The sequence below is a fragment of the Acinetobacter sp. YZS-X1-1 genome (assembly GCF_000804305.1).
Classification (GTDB): domain Bacteria; phylum Pseudomonadota; class Gammaproteobacteria; order Pseudomonadales; family Moraxellaceae; genus Acinetobacter; species Acinetobacter variabilis.
The window spans coordinates 23327-44849 of sequence record NZ_JWHB01000006.1 but is presented as its reverse complement, the minus strand read 5'-3'; the positions used below and the strand labels follow the sequence as shown (position 1 = coordinate 44849).

The following is a 21523-nucleotide window of genomic DNA, read 5'->3' as shown; positions in this document are numbered from 1 at the left end:
AAAACCACCGCTAATGGATCAGCCTCTTTCCATCGACTATCGCCTTTTGGTGGACAACCTGACCACTGCCATTATGCTGGTTGATAGTCATCTGAATATTTATTACTTAAATACAGCCTGCGAGGCCATGTTTGATGTCAGCCTGTTACGCGCATCAGGCACGCCGGTATTAAATATACTGCAAGCGCCAACAGATGAATTCAATACTGAAGAATCTCTCTATAACACCCTGCATACTGGCCAACCTTATACTCGCCGTGAGGCGACAATCATCGTTAACTTTAAAGACATTCATGTGGACTATACGGTTTCCCTGCTCAATGCGGGCAAGCCAAATCATCCTTTATTGTTGATCGAGCTGAATCAGCGTGACCGTATGCTGAAAATCTCACGTGAAGAAAACTATATCCAGCAACACCAGGTCGCGCGTCAGTTGATTCGTGGCGTGGCACATGAAATCAAAAATCCACTTGGTGGCATTCGTGGTGCAACCCAGCTTCTGGCACGTAGCCTTGAAGATCCGAAATATAAAGAGTTCACTGACATTATTATTAGTGAAGTGGATCGCCTGAGAAATCTGGCAGATAGCATGCTCGGTTCACGTCAGTTACCAAGCTATGAAATGGTCAATGTGCATGAGCCTTTAGAACGTGTCCGTTCACTGATTGTAAATCAGACTAAAAAGAAAATTAAAATTACCCGGGACTATGACCTGTCCCTGCCGGAAGTTCTGGCAGATCGCGATCAGCTCATTCAGGTCATGCTAAATATCTGCGTGAATGCCGTTCAGGCCATGACAGAAAATAAAGACTTCTTTATCGAGCATCAACCGGAACTTATTTTAAGAACCCGGATTCAGCGTCTTTATACCATTAGTGGTGTAATTCACCGATCTGTGGTTCGAATTGACATTGAAGATAATGGTCCGGGTGTTCCAGACGATATTATCGAAGCCGTGTTCTACCCGCTGGTGACCAGCCGTGCCAAAGGTACCGGACTAGGTCTCAGCATTGCTCAAAATATTATGCATCAACATAACGGAATGATTGAATGCCAGTCAGTTCCAGGAAAAACCGTATTTAGCTTATTTTTACCTTGGGAGTCAGATCATGTCGCGAAATAAAATATGGGTGATTGATGACGATCGTGCCATGCGTTGGGTACTAGAAAAAACATTTAAAGAAGAAGGTTTCGACGTTACCAGTTTTGAAGAAGCTCAGTCAGCACTTGATCAATTGGGCGTAGATGCACCTGATGTGATCCTAACCGATATCCGTATGCCAGGGATCGATGGTCTAACCTTTTTAGGCAAGGTGAAAAATACCAACCCCGATCTGCCTGTTATTATTATGACGGCGCATTCAGATCTGGAATCAGCGGTATCCAGTTATCAAACGGGTGCTTTTGAATACCTGCCAAAGCCATTTGATATTGATGAAGCATTGGCACTGGTTAATCGTGCGATTTTGCATATCACCAAATTACAGCAGCAAGAATCTGCTAAATCTGCACCAACGATTCAGTCAACTGAGATCATTGGTGAATCGCCTGCGATGCAGGAAGTGTTCCGTGCGATTGGTCGTTTGTCTCAATCACATATTACCGTGCTGATTAATGGTGAATCGGGTACAGGTAAAGAACTGGTCGCGCATGCCCTACACCGCCATTCACCACGTAGTAATAAACCATTTATTGCACTGAACATGGCTGCAATTCCAAAAGACCTGATTGAGACTGAATTGTTTGGTCATGAAAAAGGCGCTTTTACCGGTGCAAATACGCAACGTCAAGGCCGTTTTGAACAGGCCAACGGCGGTACGCTGTTCCTGGATGAAATTGGCGACATGCCTTTTGAAACACAAACGCGTTTGTTACGTGTCCTAGCTGATGGTGAATTCTATCGCGTTGGTGGTCACATTCCAGTTAAAGTTGATGTACGTATTGTGGCAGCAACGCATCAGGATCTAGAAAAGCTGGTACATGATGGTCGCTTCCGTGAAGACTTATATCACCGTCTAAACGTGATTCGTATTCATATTCCTAAACTGGCGCATCGCTCTGAAGATATTCCGATGCTGGCACAGCACTTCCTGGCGCGTGCAGGTAAAGAACTGGGTGTAAATCCTAAAATCTTGCGTCCTGAAACTCAGGAATATATGCAGAAGCTGCCTTGGCAAGGTAATGTGCGTCAGCTTGAAAATACTTGTCGCTGGCTGACTGTTATGATCACAGGCCGTGAAGTTTATCCAGAAGATCTGCCGCCTGAATTAAAACAGATTCCAATTCAGCAGCAGGATCCGGGCACTCCAATTCCCAACCTGAATCAAATTGCACCGCATCACTGGGATGAATTATTAGGTCAATGGGCAATCCAGAAACTGAAAAACGGCGAAATGAAGCTGTTAGATGTGGCTACACCAATGTTTGAACGCACACTAATTAATGCTGCACTACAACAAACTCGTGGTCGTAAGCGTCATGCTGCGGAGCTTTTAGGTTGGGGACGTAATACCCTCACCCGCAAGCTGAAAGAGCTCGGCATGGACAGTGCGGATGACGATGAAGTAGAAGAAGTCGAAGGCTAGGCCTGAAATTAAAAAAGCACCCTTGGGTGCTTTTTTATTACTTATATATGGTAATGAGATTCTTACACTGTTAAACCGATATATCGTGAATAACCCGCCGCGCCTAGATCCGATTTTAAAATTAGATAATTCGGATAAGTACTTGTGGTGATTTCTTCGAACATGTTGACGATGTCATCATTGGCATGCAGCTCATCCACTGTCTTTCGCATAGTTTGCTCAAATTCATCGGTAATGTATTCAAAGCCGATATCCATGGCAATAAATAAGGTATGTTCACACGGTTGAACATACTGTTCTTCTTGCCAGTTAATAATCTCTTGATGGCAATGTGGACAGGCAATATGATCGGTGGCTTGGATGTCGAGTTCTACAAGTTGATATGGCATCTTTAATATCTAAAATTAGGACCTTCATTATTTTAACAAACGATTGAATATAAAATCTAATTATTATAAACAGATCTTTCCCTCTCCTTTTAGGGGAGGATCAGGGAGAGGTAGATTTTAAAACAACAGTTCTATTCCACAATAAAAAACCCGCACTTAGCGGGTTTTCTATTACTTCATGATCTTAAGCAGATTTTTTCGCTTGAGCATTCTTACGGATGGTGATCATCACCAGTTGAACCGCTGCTGGTGTTACACCTGGAATGCGGCTTGCCTGAGCAAGTGTTTCAGGACGAATATCTTTCAGCTTCAAGGTAATTTCACGAGAAAGACCAGAAACAACATCGTAATCAAAATCAGCAGGAATACGAGTTTCTTCCAGACGTTTCATTTGCGCAACGTCTTGATGCTGACGGTTGATATAACCTTCGTATTTCACCGCAATTTCAATTTGATCACCGACTTGTGGTGAAACTTCAGAACCAGTCAATTCAGCAATTTGAGCAAAGGTAATGTTTGGACGTTTCAGCAAATCAATCGCAGAACATTCTTTAGAAAGATCCGCACCTGTCATCTCAACGAATTTTTTACCCATTGGGTTGTTTGGTGCAGCCCAAAGATGTTGCAAACGACCTGTTTCTTTCTCTACAGCTTCCATTTTTTCACAGTAAGCTGCCCAACGTTCGTCATCAACTAAGCCCATTTCACGACCGATTGATGTTAAACGTTGATCAGCATTGTCTTCACGCAGCATCAACCGGTATTCCGCACGTGATGTGAACATACGGTACGGTTCTTTAGTACCTAAAGTAATCAGGTCATCAACCAGTACACCCATGTATGCTTCATCACGTTTTGGTGTCCATTGCTCCTGATCCCATGCGCGACGTGCCGCGTTCAGACCTGCAAGCAAACCTTGAGCACCCGCTTCTTCATAACCTGTTGTACCGTTGATCTGACCAGCAAAGTACAGATTATTGATCGCTTTGGTTTCCAAAGTGAATTTCAACGCTTGCGGGTTAAAGTAATCGTATTCAATCGCATAACCCGGACGAAGAATATGTGCATTTTCCATACCACGGATTGAGCGTACCAGTTCAAACTGCACATCAAATGGTAAAGAAGTTGAAATACCGTTTGGATAAAGCTCATGTGTATCCAGGCCTTCAGGCTCAAGGAATACTTGGTGTGAGTCTTTATCCGCGAATTTATGAATTTTATCTTCAATCGATGGGCAATAACGTGGACCTACACCCTCAATCACACCAGTGTACATTGGTGAACGGTCTAAACCGCCGCGAATGATCTCATGAGTACGTTCATTGGTATGAGTGATGTAGCAATTCACCTGTTCAGGGTGCATAGACACATCACCCATAAATGACATGGTTGGAGACGGGAAATCACCCGGTTGCGGTGTCATGACAGAGAAATCAACTGAACGCGCATCAATACGTGGTGGTGTCCCCGTTTTTAAACGACCCACAGGCAAGTTCAATTCACGTAAACGGTGCGCCAGAGAGATTGACGGCGGATCACCAGCACGACCACCTGAAGCATTGTTTAAACCGATGTGAATCACACCGCCTAAGAATGTACCCGCAGTCAGCACCACAGTTTTCGCATCAAAGCGAATACCCATTTGGGTCACGACACCTTTCACGGTATCGCCTTCAACAATCAGGTCATCTGCTGCTTGCTGGAAGATATCCAGGTTCGCTTGATTTTCTAAAGTCTCACGAATCGCCGCTTTATAACGAACACGGTCAGCCTGCGCACGAGTCGCACGTACTGCTGCACCTTTACGTGAATTCAGAATACGAAATTGAATACCGCCTTTATCGGCAGCCAGCGCCATCGCACCGCCCAAGGCATCAATTTCACGCACTAAATGTGATTTACCGATCCCGCCAATGGCCGGGTTACAGCTCATCTGCCCTAAAGTCTCAATGTTATGAGTTAAGAGTAATGTCTGTCGACCCATACGTGCTGCAGCCAATGCTGCTTCCGTACCTGCGTGACCGCCACCGATAACAATGACATCGTATACTTTAGGATAGTGCATAGTGGTAAATAGAGAGATAGAAAAAGGATAGCTGAACATTATAGCAAACTTCCTTCCAAAGTTGACAAAATCACTTGAATTTATCCTTCAGAATTTGCCCTGCTAGCCAATAAAGCAATGTAATTAAACTTTGCAGACTTACTATATAAATTAAACATCTAAACTCAAAAAGTTACCTGACTCATATTGTTTAATATTGATTAGTTTTTAATCTATAAAGTGGTCACATTACAAACAAAGGTATACATGATGAATAAGAATATTTTCCTAGCAACAGCGCTCTGCGGTCTATGTTTCGCTCCATTTGCAGCCTCAGCAAATGACAAAGTCGAAAAGGTTTATAATGCCCAAAAATACCAGCAAGTTTGTAAAGGTAAATCAGAGGGTGCTCCTGTAAGTTTTGCTTACCGCGGCATTATCTGGAATGGTACCTGTCAGCAACAGTTCTTCCCTTCATCATCAACCAATATCAAAGGCGATGAACCCGAACTTTATACATCTTGTAGTTCAGGCGGCGAAACTTCTGCAACCATTAATGGCACTCAGATCAATGGTAAATGTGCATTAGGCTTTACCCCTCCACGTCCACAGTCACAAATGCAGCCTCAGCCACGGATGTAATAAGATATGCAGTCTCAACCGCAAATGCAAACTCAGCCTCAAATCCCATCTCAATCAGGGATGTAAATCACTATATAGCTGATTAAATATATTTTTAATCATAAACTTAACGGGTAAAATGCATAAATTTTACCCGTTTTTATATTGCTTATTTATTCATCTACGCTAAACTCAAAACATACCTAAAAAATGAATAATAAAAAGGAAACTTCATGGATTCGGGGTTTTTTAGCTTGTTTTTGCCGATTACTTTGGCAATTACGATGATGGGGTTAGGGCTACAGTTAACAATCAAGGATTTTCTACATGTTAGTCGTTATCCTAAGGTTATTTTTATTGTCTTATTCTCACAACTGGTGATTTTAACCGGTTTAACCTTTTTAATCTGTCTGGTACTTGATCTGCCGCCATTGCTTGCTGTAGGCATGATGCTGCTGGCTGCCTCTCCAGGAGGAGCTACTGCCAATCTACTGAGTTATCTTTATAAAGGTGATGTTGCGCTTAATATCACGTTAACCGCCATCAATACGATTATTTCTATTTTTACCTTACCTTTTATTATGAACCTGTCCCTGTACTATTTTATAGGACAGGATACCGGCATCGGCTTACCGCTTGAAAAAATGGCTCAGGTTTTTCTGATTACGCTGATTCCGGTTGTGATCGGCATGCTAATTCGGGCAAAATTTCCAAAGCTTTCAGATATTGTACATATGCCAATGCGGCTGCTATCTATCGTTTTTCTAAGCATGCTCTTGATCTATGCCATTTTCCAAGAGCGCTTTAACATCATCGAATATTTTGCCAGTATCGGGATTGCTACCTCTATATTATGTTTTTCCAGCCTGTTTCTCGGTTATTGCCTGCCTTTATTAATGGATATCCCAGACAAGATGGCACGCGCCTGTACCTTTGAAGTCGGCATTCACAACACAACTGTATCCATGACGATTGCGATTTCTGTCCTCAATAATGTCACCATTGCCATCCCCGCGGGTATTTATTCAATTGTCATGTACGTTTTTGCCGGTATTTTTGGTTTTATGATTAGTCAGCAAAAGCTTAGCTATAGTGGCAAGAGTCGTTTATCAGATTTGTAACTTCCTAAGTCAAATGCCTGCTTAAGCTGTATGCTTTTTATAGAAAATTTAAAACTATTAAAATAAATTTCTATAAGGAGCATGCAGATGGACTCTGGGATCATAACAATATTCCTCCCCCTCGCACTCGCCATCATCATGGTGGGATTAGGACTCGAACTCACACTCAAAGATTTTGCGCGGGTGAGTCAGCACCCTAAAGCAGTGCTGGTTGCCTTGTTTTGTCAATTAATTCTGCTGGTAAGCATCGCTTTCATTCTATGTAAAGTTCTGGCTTTACCACCTTTACTCGCTGTTGGTCTGATGTTGCTAGCCGCATCGCCAGGTGGTAGCACCGCAAATCTGTTCAGCTATCTATTTAAAGGTGATTTGGCGCTTAATATTACCTTGACTGCGATCAATTCGGTGGTTGCTGCATTTACCTTACCTTTAATCATGAATTTCTCGATCATGCATTTTATGCAGGACAGTCAGCAGATCAGCTTGCAGTTCGGAAAGATCCTGCAAGTGTTTGGTATCATTATTATACCGGTCGCGATTGGTATGTTGATTCGTCATTATGCCCCAGCACTCACTGTAAAGCTGAATAAGCCTCTTCGCATTTTTGCAGTCCTCTTTCTGGTGCTAATTATTGCCGGAGCAATTTATAGTGAACGCGCCAATATTGCCGAATATCTGACTCAGGTGGGTTTAGCAACCGCCCTGTTCTGTCTCTTCAGCTTAATGATTGGCTATTTTGTTCCACGACTAATGAACATCAATTCTGCTCAGGCACGTGCCAGCGCCTTCGAGATCGGTATTCATAACAGCACACTCGCCATGACTATTGCACTTACTGTCATGTCCAGCACTGTGGTTGCCATGCCTGCTGCGGTCTATTCCATCTTCATGTATATCTTCGCGGCTATTTTTGGATTATTACTGAATCGCTTTGCTCCAGTAACTGCACGTCCTAACATTTCTCCCACTCAAGAAAATGCGTTTTAACCGGTTTTCATAAAAAGGGTGCGTAAGCATCCTTTTTATTTGACTCCGTCTCAAGAAGATCATACCTTCAAGCTGAACTTCCGTTACAATAGCTTTTTGAAAAAATGTATAAAGGTTATTTCTGTGAAGTGGTTACAAATTCATATTACAGTTGATCAAGCTCAGGTAGATTTTACTGAAACATTACTTAGCTCACTGGGCGCCGTAAGTGTCACTCTGGATGATGCTGAAAACCAGGATTTACTGGAACCACTTCCAGGTGAAACACCGCTCTGGAATAAAGTGATCGTGACTGGCATCTATGCTCAAGAAGATGACGAAGAAGAAATCGATGTAGCTGCTTTGGAAACCTTTATTCGCGCACAACTACCTGAAGCACCGATCCGCCATGAATTCCTGGAAGATCAAGCTTGGGAACGCACCTGGATGGATGCCTACGAGCCAATCCAGATTTCTGAAAAATTCTGGATTGTTCCAGAATGGATGGAAGCGCCTGAAGCAGATGCAGTGAATATCAAGCTTGATCCAGGTTTAGCTTTTGGTACAGGTAACCACGCCTCTACTTTCCTTTGCCTGCAATGGTTGGGTAAAACTGATGTAAAAGACAAGATCGTGATCGATTATGGCTGTGGTTCAGGTATTCTGGCTGTCGCTGCATTGTTACTCGGTGCCAAATATGCGTATGCAACTGATATTGACCCACAAGCTGTTTTGGCCACCAAACAGAATGCTGAACTGAATGGTGTATTGGATCGACTTTATGTTGGTTTACCAGAGGAGTTCAATGCAGAGCTTGGCGAGCAGAAAGCAGATGTATTTGTTGCTAATATTCTGGCTGGCCCACTCATGATGCTTGAGCCTGAGTTCGCAGAATTGGTCAAACCTGAGGCAGAGTTCGCACTCGCAGGTGTTATTGAAGAGCAAGTTGCTGATGTTACTAGCATTTACTCAAAACATTTTGATATATTAGAAGTAGAAAAACGCGATGAACACTGGTGCCGTATTTCGGGGAAACGCCATAAGAATTAAAGAGTCTATAAAACATTTATGAGTGACAAGCGAACCCACTGCCCGACCTGCTCTACAACCTATAAAGTTACGGTTGCGCAATTAACCATTGCCCAAGGCATGGTTTGCTGCCCAAAATGTAGTACGACCTTTAATGCTTTATCGCATCTGGTGACCGAAGCACAGAATTCGGTCGCCCTTACCCATACGCCAAGTCATGTTTCTTATATTAATAGAAGCCTCGCCGAATCTACTTGTTCAGCCAATTCTTCAGATCAGCACTATTTACTCAACATCTTTGATGAAAAAGTTGAAAACTCAAATATTGATCTGAAAACATATCTGAACAACCTGAATTATTTCAGTACCGAACCGATTGCAATCCTCCCTAGCATGAACTGGGATGATCAGGCTGATAAACAGCACAATAAAGGCCCGCTTTATTATTTAGGCTGGACCAGCCTAAACCTGTTCTTATTTGGCTTACTTTTATTTCAATTCTTCTGGTTTAATCCACACTATATTAAGAATAGTCATGTGATGAGTGTGGCTTTTAACAATATCTGTGAAGTGTTCAACTGTTCCAATCTCGAAGAACATTACAATCTGATCAATACCAATAAGGTCAAGGCCAAAGCAATTGCTACAGATAAAACCCAGTTTAGCGGTGAACTGATCAATTTCCATAAGCGTAGTCTGGAAATGCCAAATTTGAGAGTCCACCTTAAAGATCAGGGTGTGGTCTTGGCGACTTATAATTTAAAACCTCAGGAATACCTGATCGAAAGCTTGGTCAAGATTCAACGTATTCCCCAAAACAGCCCATTTAAATTTGAATTTGTGCTTCCTGTCGACCGTAAAGACTTCGATAATTACAGTTTGGAAATAATTCGACCTTAATATTGATAAAAACTATTAAAAAACGAAAAAAAAGTTAAAAAAAATGCAGTTTTCTTGCTCACTTTTCCCGAGACAATGGTATTATACGCGCCACGAAAGCTATGTGCTGCAAACTCCTCGCTACTTTTTCACAACAAATACAGTCTTGCCTAATGCGCTCTAAAACTTATTGCGTATCTAGCAGATTTTTTTGTTTTGATTTTGGTCAGTAACAAAACTTTAACTATTGTTACGCTTATTTTTCGACCAAATCGTCGAGATGTGGCAAGCTACAAGCTCAATGTAATGACCAAGTTTTAGAACTCCAGTTTTAGGATCTAAAATGGAGTTCATTTCAATTTCTAGACCACTTTTATATATCGCTTTACCCAAGTGATATTTGATTTTTCGGATTAATTCGCATGAATAGCAAATCTCCTATTTTTACTGCACAATCTGATGTCGCTCTTCGTATTCACGTAGATCGCGCAGTTCGCCACTACTTTGCACAACTGCAAGGCGAGCAACCTTCTCAGGTGTACGACATGGTGCTGGCAGAAATGGAGAAGCCTTTATTATCTGTCGTTCTAGAATATACGCGTGGTAATCAGACACGCGCTGCCGAGATTCTCGGACTAAACCGCGGTACTTTACGCAAAAAGTTAAAAGCTCACGGTTTAATGAGTGAATAAATGATAAAATGCTTGCGGCTACCGCAGGCATTTTTTTTTGACTGTTAATTAGCTATTTAGATTTAATCTGTTCCTTGGTAACTGTGACGAAGATCATGACTATTAAACGCGCTTTAATCTCTGTTTCCGATAAAACCGGTATTGTGGAATTTGCACAAGACCTTGCTGCTCTTGGGGTAGAAATTTTATCTACAGGTGGTACATACAAATTGTTGAAAGACAATAATGTCGCTGTAGTAGAAGTTTCGGAGCACACTGGTTTCCCAGAGATGATGGACGGCCGTGTAAAAACACTACATCCGAAAATTCATGGTGGCATTTTGGCTCGTCGTGGTCTAGACGAAGCTGTGATGGCTGAACACAACATCGATGCGATCGATCTTGTCGTTGTTAACCTATATCCATTTGCTGCAACTGTAGCGAAACCAAACTGTTCACTGGCTGATGCGATTGAAAATATCGACATCGGTGGTCCAACAATGGTTCGTGCTGCTGCGAAAAACCACGCATCTGTTGGTATCGTGGTAAATGCTGCTGACTATACGACTGTGATTGCTGAGCTTAAAGCTGAGGGTGCTTTATCTTATGCAACGCGTTTTGACCTTGCTGTTAAAGCATTCGAACACACTGCTCAATATGACGGTATGATCGCATCTTACCTAGGCGCTCGCGTAGGTAAAGAAGAAGGTCAGGCAGATAAATTTGCGCGTACTTTCAATACTCAATTAAACAAAGCTCAAGACTTACGTTACGGTGAAAACCCGCACCAGTCTGCTGCGTTCTATGTTGACCCTGCTGCGAAAGAAGCTTCTGTTGCGACTGCTAAGCAGTTACAAGGTAAAGAACTCTCATATAACAACATCGCGGATACTGATGCTGCACTTGAATGCGTTAAATCATTCGCGAAACCTGCTTGTGTGATCGTAAAACACGCGAACCCATGTGGTGTTGCAGTATCTCTAGACGGCATCAAAGCCGCTTATGATCTTGCTTATGCAACTGACCCAGAATCTGCATTTGGCGGCATCATTGCGTTCAACCGTGAATTAGACGTTGCAACTGCGCAAGCAATTGTGGATCGTCAATTCGTTGAAGTGATCATTGCACCAAGTATCGCTGACGGCGTACTTGAAGTGACTGACGCGAAGAAAAACGTACGTGTACTCGTATGTGGCGAACTTCCAGCGATTAATGAACGTGCTCCACAGCTTGACTACAAACGTGTAAACGGTGGTTTACTGGTTCAAGATCAAGACTTGGGCATGATCACGAAAGATGACCTTAAAGTAGTGACTAAGCGTGCTCCAACTGAACAAGAAATCGATGACATGATCTTTGCTTGGAAAGTTGCGAAATACGTGAAATCAAACGCGATTGTTTATGCGAAAAACCGTCAAACTATTGGTGTGGGCGCAGGTCAAATGAGCCGTGTAAACTCAGCTCGTATTGCTGCGATCAAAGCTGAACACGCTGGTTTAGTGGTTGAAGGTGCAGTTATGGCATCTGATGCCTTCTTCCCATTCCGTGACGGTATCGACAACGCGGCTAAAGCCGGCATCAAATGCATTATCCAACCAGGTGGTTCAATGCGTGACGAAGAAACAATTGCTGCAGCGGATGAAGCTGGTATTGCAATGGTATTCACTGGCATGCGTCATTTCCGCCACTAATTAATTATAAGTTGTATTTATTAATCCCCCTAAATCCCCCTTTATAAAAAGGGGGACTTTTCGCGCATATAGAGGAAGTCTTTATTTCGCGATTCCCCTCCCTTTCGTAAAGGGAGGTTGGGAGGGATTCAATTTTGAGGGATTTTTTAAATGAATATTCTGGTTTTAGGTAGTGGCGGCCGTGAACATGCGCTTGCATGGAAAATCGCACAAGACGATCAAGTGGCAAAAGTATTTGTTGCACCGGGCAATGCAGGCACCGCAACTGAAAATAAATGTGAAAATGTTGCTTTGGACATTCTCGACAATCCTGCCATCATTGATTTTGCGAAAAATAATGCAGTTGAAATGATTATTGTGGGTCCTGAAGCACCGCTTGTGAATGGTGTGGTTGATGCTTGCCGCGAAGCAGGCGTGAAAATTTGGGGTCCAACTCAATTTGCTGCTCAGCTGGAAGGCTCTAAAGCATTCGCTAAGCACTTCTTAAAACGCCATAACATTCCAACAGCTTTCTACGATGTATTTACCGAAGTAGATGCAGCGAAAGCCTTTGTAGAGAAAAATGGTGCACCAATCGTGATCAAGGCTGATGGTCTTGCTGCAGGTAAAGGCGTGATTGTTGCCATGACCAATCAAGAAGCATTTGATGCGATTGATGACATGCTGGCTGGCAACAAATTTGGCGATGCCGGTTCTCGCGTAGTCATTGAAGAATTCCTTGCTGGTGAAGAAGCCTCTTTCATTTGTATGATTGATGGTGACAACATCCTGCCAATGGCGACATCTCAAGATCATAAACGTATTTTTGAAGGCGACCAAGGTCCAAATACTGGCGGTATGGGTGCTTACTCTCCTGCTCCTGTTGTGACTGCTGGCGTATTTGAAAAAACTATGAATGAAGTGATGCGCCCGACTGTTGAAGGCATGAAAAAAGATGGTCAAGTATACATAGGTTTCTTGTATGCAGGTCTGATGATTGACGATAAAGGTCAACCAAAAGTAATCGAGTTCAACTGTCGTTTTGGTGATCCTGAAACTCAACCGATCATGATGCGCTTAAAATCATCTTTGGTAGATTTGGTTCAAGCAGGTCTTGAAGGCAATCTTCCTGCAGAAGCTGAATGGGATGAGCGTAAAACTGTCGGTATCGTACTGGCATCTAAAGGCTACCCTGAAACTTCTAGCAATGGCGATGTGATTTCAGGTCTAGATACTGAAATGACTGATGCCAAAGTATTCCATGCAGGCACCAAAGCCAATGAAAATGGTGATATTGTCACTGCTGGCGGTCGTGTACTTTGTGTGACTGCTTTGGGTAACACCATTGGTGAAGCACAAGCGAAAGCATTAGAGCTTTGTGAAAAAGTAACATTCGACGGCGTTCAATACCGTAAAGATATTGGTTACCGTGCAATTGCGCGTGAAAATGCTTAATCTATATTTAGATTAAATAAAAACCCCGCTGAATGCGGGGTTTTTTTATAGTGAAGAATTTCAACTTTACTCATGCTTGGCTTTATAGTTTTATAAATAGCTAGATCACTAAACTCCATTTTTAGAAATGTTAGAAACATAACGCCTCATCCTTCGACCTTGGCAAGCATCGGACTATCCAGCTTTTATTGCTATGGGGCAAAATCCTGAAGTTATGCGTTATTTTCCCAGCCTACTGACACCTGAACAAAGTCTACAATTTATTGAAAAAGTAACTAAACAGATTGATCAGTATGGTTGGGGTTTATGGGCAGTTGAGCTAAAAGAGCCTAAAGAATTTATTGGCTTTATTGGCCTGCAACCGCAGCCTGATCTGTTTGAGTTTACACCCTGTGTTGAAATTGGCTGGCGTCTTGCCAAAAAATATTGGCATCGAGGTTATGCCACTGAAGGTGCTCGCGCAGTATTGGATTACGCATTCAATACTTTAGGTTTGAATAAAGTTGTATCTTTCACTGTCACAGTCAATACACCATCCGAAGCGGTGATGAAAAAGATAGGCATGGTAAAGACTCAAGAATTTCAGCATCCACGCTTGCCTAAGGATCATCCTTTATGTTGGCATGTATTGTATGAAATTAATCAAAGCAATTATTCAAGTAAATAAGGGTTGACTTAAACCCTCCTTAACCATTCATTAAAAAAGATTTTTCAGTAGCTCAATGAGCTAGTAGATTTACCCATGTTTATTCATTTTTATGATTTCTATTGGATAAAATCTTATAAAGATCAATATTTAAGCGATCAGAAATTTTGGCTTATCTTCAATAAAAATAATATATTGTATTCATTAATATTTTGATCATTTTCATTCAATTTATATTCTATTAAAAAGATAAGTAAATAGTTTTTATCCACTATATTGAATAAATAATAATTGCTATGATTGCGCCCATTCAGAGCACCAAATTTGACTATATCTTTTATAAAACCTCTATTTACTCTCTCCAAATAGGGAATCTCTATAGTGGTTTGGTGAACTCTGACCCGATCGAATTAACGTGAACTGTTGCAGTACATTTGCATTTTCCCTGCCGGAGCCACATGCGACTCGATCTAAGGTCAGCTGAAAGTGTAATAAAACTCCACTTTAACATGACCTTAAAATGCATATACTTTAGGCAACACGAAAATTAGGACATCTTTATGAAAAAGCTACTTGGCGTTTTACTCAGTGCATCTGTACTGACTTTAACTGCATGCGGAAAACAAGAAGCGCCTGCAACGGATGCAGCACAAAACAAAGACTCAGGTGAACTGCAAACTGTTACTATGGCATCGACTGGTTCAGATGCTGACGTATGGCGCTACATTTCAACTTTGCCTGAAACTAAACAAGCCGGCATCAAACTTGATGTGAAAAACTTCACTGACTATGTGGCGATGAATACTGCTGTTGCCAACAAAGAAATTGATGTCAACGCATTCCAGTCTTATGCCTATATGGTTGCTTATAACGACGCCAATACTCAAAAGATCGCTCCGCTTTCTACGACTTATCTTGAGCCAATGGGGATCTACTCAAGCAAAGTAAAAAAAGTAGAAGAATTTAAAACAGGTGCGACGATTGCAATTCCAAACGACGGCGCGAATGAATCACGCGCATTGTTATTATTACAATCTGCTGGTCTGGTAAAACTTAAACCAAACTTTGACCTGGTAAAAGGCACGCCTGCTGACATTACTGAAAATGCGAAAAAGATTGTGATTAAGCCAATTCAAATGGCGACTGCAGTTCGTGTGAAAGATGAAGTTGATGCGATTGTTCTAGGTAATACTTTGGCAATGGAAGGTGGTCTGAACGTATTGAAAGATGCGATCTACTACGAAGCGATTGATCAAAGCACTAAAATGAATGTTAATGTTTTAGCTGTGGCTGCTGACCGTCAAAATGATCCTGTACTTCAAAAAGTTGGCCAGTTGTATCATACTCCTGCTGTGAAAGCCTATGTTGATGAACACTTCGGTGGTACTAAAGTTGCTGTCAATAAACCAGTGACTTATTTAACCGAAGAAAAGTAATACAATAATCAATATTCAGAACAGGCAAGATTTCTTGCCTGTTTTTTTATTCGTGATGCAGTATTTGACACTATGATTGAATTTAAAGACATCTCCAAACAGTATGAGCTCAAGGGTCAAACCTTACGTGCCTTGAATCGGATTAATTTACAGATTCCGACCGGCAGTATCTTTGGCATTATTGGCTATAGTGGTGCCGGTAAAAGTACCCTGATCCGCCTGATTAATCTGCTTGAACGCCCTACTTCTGGTCAGGTGATTATCAATGGCACAGACTTTACTGCTTTGGATGCCAAATCATTGCGTCAGGAACGTACCCAGATCGGCATGATTTTCCAGCACTTCAACCTGATGCAGACCAAAACGGTGGCTGCCAATATTGAAATGCCAATGAAATTGCTTGGCTGGAGTAAAGCTGAACGGGAAAAACGTCTCGAAGAACTGCTGGATTTTATTGATCTAAAACATAAGCGACATGCTTTCCCGGATGAATTGTCAGGTGGTCAGAAGCAGCGTGTCGGTATTGCGCGTGCCCTAGCGAATCATCCAAAAATTTTGCTGTGTGATGAAGCAACTTCTGCTCTCGATCCGCAAACGACTAAATCTGTACTGCAACTACTCAAACGGATTAATCAGGAACAAGGCATTACCATTGTTATGGTCACCCATGAAATGGATGTGATCGAAACTGTGTGTGATTATGTTGCAGTCATGGAAAAAGGTGATGTGATTGAGACGGGTTCTACCTTACAGATCTTTAGTCAACCGCAACATCCAACCACCAAGAATTTCATCCAGACTGTATTACAGCAGAATTTGCCAGTGAATATTCTAGCGAATCTGGAAAACCAAAATCATCACAGTATTTATTGTTTAAAATTCCTGGGCAGTTCTGCGCAGGAAACCGTAATTCAAGGTGTGATCAAACAGTTTGATATCAGCTTGAATATCCTGTTCGCCAATATGACGGAAATTAATGGGTCGGTGATTGGCCAGATGTTTATCCAACTTTTAGGCGATCCTGCACAAATCACAGCTGCAATGCAATATCTGAGAGATAACGGCGTACAAGTAGATCAAGCAGGAGTACAAGAATGAGAGACTTAATTGTACATTGGTTGACCACTATTACTGCGCCATTCTGGAAAAGCTCGCTGTCGATGGATCAGTTTGTTACAGCACTGCAAGAAACCTTCCATATGGTGTTCTTTGCGATGTTGTTTGGCTGTATCTGGGGCTTCATTCAGGCGATCATTTTACTCGTCACTCGTCCAAACGGGATTCTGCCAAACCGTGTGATTTACCATGCTCTAAACCCGATTGTGAATGCACTGCGTTCCCTGCCATTTATTATTTTGCTAATTGCGGTGATTCCACTAACCAAGTTTTTGGTCGGAACATCAATTGGTACTTGGGCAGCGATTGTACCTCTAACTATTTATGTCGGTCCTTATATCGGCCGTCTGGTAGAAACCTCTCTGCTGGAAGTGAATGAAGGCATTATCGAATCTGCTCAGGCGATGGGTGCAACACCAATGCAGATTATCTTTAAGTTTATTCTGCCGGAAGCGCGTAGCTCACTCATTCTTAACCTGACTACTGCAACCATCAGTCTGATTGGTGCAACGGCGATGGCTGGAGCAGTTGGTGCTGGTGGTATTGGTGACTTAGCGATCTCTTATGGTTATCAGCGTTTTGATACCTCTGTCGTGATCATGACTGTAATTGTCTTGTTGATTCTGGTGCAGATTGTACAAAGTGTCGGTGACTGGTTATCTCGACTTCGTTAAGCTAAATTCCTAAGTAAATAAAGCCCTCTTTTTGAGGGTTTTATTCTTGTATAAAATCTATAACACCCTAATTAACCTATTAACTATCGAGGTTGGCGATATGGATGTCGCCCGTTGGCTTATCTTACGTTCACTTTAAAGCAGTGCTTAAAGCTTACTCAGGACATATCAACAAGCTAACAGAAGATTTTTGTTACCTTTCACAGCAGTGCTGCTCATCTTTCAAAAGTAAAGTAAGAGATTTAGTGTACTCGCTCATGAATTATAGAAATCATTTATTTTTGAAATTTCAATTCTTCTGAACTTATGAGCTGTCTATTAAAATTATTACTAAATATTATTTTGCTTTTGATCTTAAGATAACCAACCTCACCTTTAAAAGTTTCCTCTTACTTTTGACGGGGCAAAAGTAACAAAACCCCTTTGTTGATCTGATGGCACTTCCTTGTGCCACAGATCAACTAGCGACATCCATGTCGCTGGGCTATAGATTTAATTTCAGGGAAATTATCCTTGTTTAAGTAGAATAATCACTCCAAAGCCCACTTTAAATTAAGACCTAAAAGTTAGCCATTTCCCCTCAATTTCAAACTGAAATAATAAATCCCGTGCTAAACTATCGAGTGGTTTTTGCAGGGACTCATTTATGCACTTTGTTCATCTTGGTATTCATACAGAATTTTCTATTACTGAATCCATCGTACGTATACCTGACTTGGTCAAAGCTGCTGCGAATGACGAGATGCCAGCACTCGCGCTGACTGATTTATCCAACTTACATGCCGCGGTCAAATTCTATAAAAAATGTTTGGATAAAGGCATCAAACCGATTCTTGGCTCTGAAATTCGTCTGAATGATGCTGAGCATCGGGTTACCCTGCTTTCCATGACCAACAAAGGCTGGCGCAACCTGACCGAACTGGTGTCTGAAGGTTATATCAGCGGCCAGCAACTGGATATTCCTTGCGTACAAAAAGATTGGATCTTGAATCAGCACGATGACATGATCGTATTGCTCGGTATGCAGTCCGATGTCGGCAAAATGCTGATTACTTCAAATCCCGATAAAGCTGAACCGCTACTGCAAGAATGGGTAGAGAAATTTGGAAATCGTGTTTATCTCGCCCTCACCCGCACTGGCCGTGCTAATGAAGATACTTTCATTGAAGAAGCGGTAAAGCTCGCAAAGAAATATAATATTGGTGTAGTTGCACATAATGATGTGCATTTTATTGCACGCGAAGACTTTGAAGCACATGAAGCGCGCGTCTGTATTGCAGATGGTTATGTACTCGGTGATAATCGTCGCCCGAAAACCTATAGCCCTGAGCAGTATTTTAAAAGCTCAGCAGAAATGGCGGAGCTGTTCTCGGATATTCCAACAGCGATTGAAAATACCTTCCATATCGCAAGACGTTGTAATGTCACCTTGCGTCTAGGCTTTAATGACTTACCAGATTATCCAATTCCTGAAGGTCATACCATTGATACCTACTTTGCACATTTATGTGAAGAAGGTTTAGAAGAACGCCTGAACTTCCTGTATCCACCAGAAAAACGTGAAGAAGATTGGCCTATCATCCGTCAGCCTTATGATGAACGTCTGGCGTTTGAAATCAAAATTATTCTGGACATGGGTTTCCCGGGTTACTTCCTGATCGTCATGGACTTCATTCAATGGTCCAAAGGAAATGGTGTACCGGTAGGTCCGGGCCGTGGTTCAGGTGCGGGTTCCCTCGTAGCCTATAGTTTAAAAATTACCGACCTTGACCCGCTGCGCTATGACCTGCTGTTCGAACGTTTCTTGAACCCGGAACGTGTGTCAATGCCCGACTTTGACGTCGACTTCTGTATTGCTGGTCGTGACCGCGTGATTGACTATGTAGCACGGACTTATGGTCGTGATGCGGTGTCGCAGATTGCCACCTTCGGTACTATGGCGGCTAAAGGTGCGATTCGTGACGTAGCACGTGTCCTCGGTAAATCTTATGGTCTGGCTGATCGTATTTCCAAACTGATTCCAACCAAGCCTCTGGGTTTAAGCCTTGAAGAATCATTGGAAGCTGAACCCCAACTGAAAGATATCGTCACCAATCCATCGAATCCCGATTATGACGATGCCTCAGAAATCTGGGAAATGGCACTCAAGCTTGAAGGCATTACCCGTAACACCGGTAAACACGCCGGTGGTGTAGTGATTGCACCGACCAAGCTAACCGACTATTCAGCCGTGATGTGTGATGCCGATGGTACTGGACGTGTTGCCCAGTTCGATAAAGACGATGTCGAAGCTGCCGGCCTGGTCAAGTTCGACTTCTTGGGCCTACGTAACCTGACCGTTATTGAAGATGCCATCAAGCACATCAATGCACGCCCAGACGTCACTGAACCGGTGAATATTTCCTATATTCCGCTGGATGACAAGCCTGCCTATAACATCTTTGCGACGGCGAATACCACTGCAGTATTCCAGTTTGAATCCGTCGGCATGAAGAAGATGCTCAAGGAAGCGCGTCCAAGCAAGTTCGAAGAAATTATTGCCTTCGTATCGCTATACCGTCCAGGTCCAATGGACCTGATTCCTGACTTTATCCATCGTATGCACGGTGGTGAATTCGAATACCTGCATCCCTTGCTGGAAAAGGTGTTAGAGCCAACTTACGGGATCATGGTATACCAAGAACAGGTAATGCAGTCTGCACAGTTCTGTGCCGGCTATAGCTTGGGTGGTGCGGACTTACTTCGTCGTGCGATGGGTAAGAAAAAACCTGAGGAAATGGTCAAGCAGCGTAAGATCTTCATTGAAGGTGCTGCGAAAAAAGATATCGATGAAGCCACCGCCAACCATATCTTCGACTATATGGAAAAATTCGCAGGCTACGGCTTTAACAAATCGCATGCCGCCGCCTATGCCCTGGTAGCTTATCAAACAGCTTGGTTGAAAGCGCATTATCCTGCTGAATTCATGTCAGCGGTGATGACCTCGGAAATGCAGAACACTGATAACGTGGTGTTCCTGATTGATGATTGCCGTCATAACGGACTGGAAGTATTACCACCATCGGTGAATATGTCGATTTACCAGTTCCATGCCAGTGATCCAAAAACTATTGTGTATGGTTTAGGTGCGATTAAAGGCGTGGGTGAAGCGGCAATGCAGTCCGTGATTGAATCACGTCAGAAAGAAGGTCCTTATAAAGACCTGTTTGACTTCTGTCACCGTATCGACCTGAAAAAAATCAATAAACGTACGCTCGAAGCCTTGATCCGTGCTGGTGCACTGGATTGCTTGGGCATTGAACGCGCTAATTTAATGGCACAGCTTCCTGAAGCAGTACAGGCTGCAGATCAGGCCCGTCAGAACCGTGAAACCGGGATCATGGATCTATTTGGTGAAGTTGAAGAAGTTCAGCGTAAACCGGCCAAACCGGTGAAACCTTGGTCTGATGAAGTCCGTCTCAAAGGTGAAAAAGATACACTCGGCCTATATCTAACGGGTCACCCAATTGATGTATATCGTAATGAGCTAAAAGCCTTTGTACCTTGTCAGATCAATGAATTAACCCCGACCCGTCGTGGTATAACGACTGTGTTTGCTGGTTTGGTAGTCGATGTCGCTAACTTCCCGAACCGGATGATGGTGACATTAGATGATGGTACGGCACGTATCGAAATCTCCACCAACCATGAACGCTTCCAGCGCTTTAAAGACATCGTTCAGGTTGATAAAGTCGTGGTGATTGAAGGTGAAATTTACGAGCGTGAAGGTTTTGATCGCCCACTCGGTCGTTTGACCAAAGCCTTTAGCCTGAATGAAATCCGTCAGAAACGTGCTAACAGCATCAAGATTACCTTGCAAGCTGAACATTACAGCAAAACCCTCAGCCGTGACTTGCAGCAAATTCTGATGCCATATACCAATGTGGATATGAGCACGCATATTCCAGTGATTCTGTATCTGGATTATGGCTATGCCACGGCTGAACTGCATCTGGGCTTAAGCTGGAAAGTTGCACCACTGGATGATCTTCTCGCCAAGCTGCGTGACTATTTTGGCAAGACTGCGCTCTATATCGAGTATCAGGTGAAGTCTAAAGCTGCACGTGCCGTATCTTATGAAGAAGCTAAGCCAGTTGAGGTTCCGCCTCCGCCTGCTGACATGAGCATGGACGATGCCTTGGCACAATATGAAGCTGAATCTCAGCCGCAGTATTCATAATC

Annotated in this window: 17 protein-coding genes; 15 read left to right on the top strand and 2 right to left on the bottom strand. The window is 42.7% G+C overall.

The genetic code is table 11. The features are described from left to right. Positions 1–13 precede the first annotated feature (13 nt). Both glnL and glnG read left to right on the top strand, forming a co-directional pair. Complete coding sequence (gene glnL / locus RJ01_RS05570; protein ID WP_034170313.1) at positions 14–1123, top strand: nitrogen regulation protein NR(II); 1110 nt, start codon at positions 14–16, stop codon at positions 1121–1123. Beyond that, positions 1110–2585 (top strand): nitrogen regulation protein NR(I), encoded by a 1476-nt coding sequence (gene glnG / locus RJ01_RS05565; protein ID WP_034170312.1) that lies wholly within the window; start codon positions 1110–1112, stop codon positions 2583–2585. Before glnL ends, glnG begins: the two co-directional genes overlap by 14 nt. A gap of 62 nt (positions 2586–2647) precedes the next feature. On the opposite strand, the gene RJ01_RS05560 is transcribed toward glnG, so the two are convergent. Together RJ01_RS05560 and mnmG are read right to left on the bottom strand one after the other, a co-directional pair. Continuing rightward, entirely contained in the window at positions 2648–2974 is a 327-nt protein-coding gene (locus RJ01_RS05560) for a hypothetical protein (RefSeq protein ID WP_034170311.1), read from the bottom strand. Positions 2975–3158: 184 nt separating this feature from the next. Continuing rightward, positions 3159–5039 (bottom strand): tRNA uridine-5-carboxymethylaminomethyl(34) synthesis enzyme MnmG, encoded by a 1881-nt coding sequence (gene mnmG, locus RJ01_RS05555; protein ID WP_034170374.1) that lies wholly within the window; start codon positions 5037–5039, stop codon positions 3159–3161. 249 nt (positions 5040–5288) lie between these two features. On the opposite strand from mnmG, the gene RJ01_RS05550 reads away from it, so the two are divergent. The 13 genes from RJ01_RS05550 (at position 5289) to dnaE (ending at position 21521) form a co-directional block, all read left to right on the top strand. Then, positions 5289–5660 carry a hypothetical protein gene (locus RJ01_RS05550; protein WP_034170310.1) on the top strand — a complete coding sequence of 124 codons (372 nt, stop codon included), beginning with the start codon at positions 5289–5291 and terminating at the stop codon, positions 5658–5660. A 212-nt stretch (positions 5661–5872) separates the two neighbouring features. Further along, positions 5873–6760 (top strand): bile acid:sodium symporter family protein, encoded by an 888-nt coding sequence (locus tag RJ01_RS05545; protein ID WP_034170309.1) that lies wholly within the window; start codon positions 5873–5875, stop codon positions 6758–6760. 87 nt (positions 6761–6847) lie between these two features. Beyond that, positions 6848–7747, top strand: a complete 900-nt coding sequence (locus tag RJ01_RS05540; RefSeq protein WP_034170308.1) for a bile acid:sodium symporter family protein — start codon at positions 6848–6850, stop codon at positions 7745–7747. Positions 7748–7870: 123 nt separating this feature from the next. Then, positions 7871–8776: a 50S ribosomal protein L11 methyltransferase gene (gene prmA, locus RJ01_RS05535; RefSeq protein ID WP_034170373.1), complete on the top strand. Its 906-nt coding sequence runs from the start codon at positions 7871–7873 to the stop codon at positions 8774–8776. 18 nt (positions 8777–8794) lie between these two features. Further along, entirely contained in the window at positions 8795–9655 is an 861-nt protein-coding gene (locus RJ01_RS05530; RefSeq protein ID WP_005235262.1) for a DUF3426 domain-containing protein, read from the top strand. 401 nt (positions 9656–10056) lie between these two features. After that, a complete protein-coding gene (gene fis / locus RJ01_RS05525) occupies positions 10057–10326 on the top strand; it encodes a DNA-binding transcriptional regulator Fis (RefSeq protein WP_001086304.1) in 270 nt (89 codons plus the stop codon). 95 nt (positions 10327–10421) lie between these two features. Continuing rightward, positions 10422–11996: a bifunctional phosphoribosylaminoimidazolecarboxamide formyltransferase/IMP cyclohydrolase gene (purH, locus tag RJ01_RS05520; protein ID WP_005235255.1), complete on the top strand. Its 1575-nt coding sequence runs from the start codon at positions 10422–10424 to the stop codon at positions 11994–11996. 150 nt (positions 11997–12146) lie between these two features. Next, on the top strand, positions 12147–13430 hold the full coding sequence (purD, locus tag RJ01_RS05515; protein WP_034170307.1) for a phosphoribosylamine--glycine ligase: 1284 nt from the start codon (positions 12147–12149) through the stop codon (positions 13428–13430). Between the two features lie 148 nt (positions 13431–13578). After that, the gene (locus RJ01_RS05510) at positions 13579–14097 is read left to right on the top strand and encodes a GNAT family N-acetyltransferase (RefSeq protein WP_081402646.1); all 519 of its coding nucleotides are present in this window, start codon (positions 13579–13581) and stop codon (positions 14095–14097) included. 539 nt (positions 14098–14636) lie between these two features. Then, a complete protein-coding gene (locus tag RJ01_RS05505) occupies positions 14637–15512 on the top strand; it encodes a MetQ/NlpA family ABC transporter substrate-binding protein (RefSeq protein WP_034170306.1) in 876 nt (291 codons plus the stop codon). Between the two features lie 72 nt (positions 15513–15584). Beyond that, complete coding sequence (locus RJ01_RS05500) at positions 15585–16610, top strand: methionine ABC transporter ATP-binding protein (protein WP_034170305.1); 1026 nt, start codon at positions 15585–15587, stop codon at positions 16608–16610. Then, positions 16607–17302: a methionine ABC transporter permease gene (locus tag RJ01_RS05495; protein ID WP_034170304.1), complete on the top strand. Its 696-nt coding sequence runs from the start codon at positions 16607–16609 to the stop codon at positions 17300–17302. The genes RJ01_RS05500 and RJ01_RS05495 overlap by 4 nt, the downstream gene beginning before the upstream one ends. A gap of 646 nt (positions 17303–17948) precedes the next feature. Continuing rightward, entirely contained in the window at positions 17949–21521 is a 3573-nt protein-coding gene (dnaE, locus tag RJ01_RS05490) for a DNA polymerase III subunit alpha (protein ID WP_034170303.1), read from the top strand. Positions 21522–21523 lie beyond the last annotated feature (2 nt).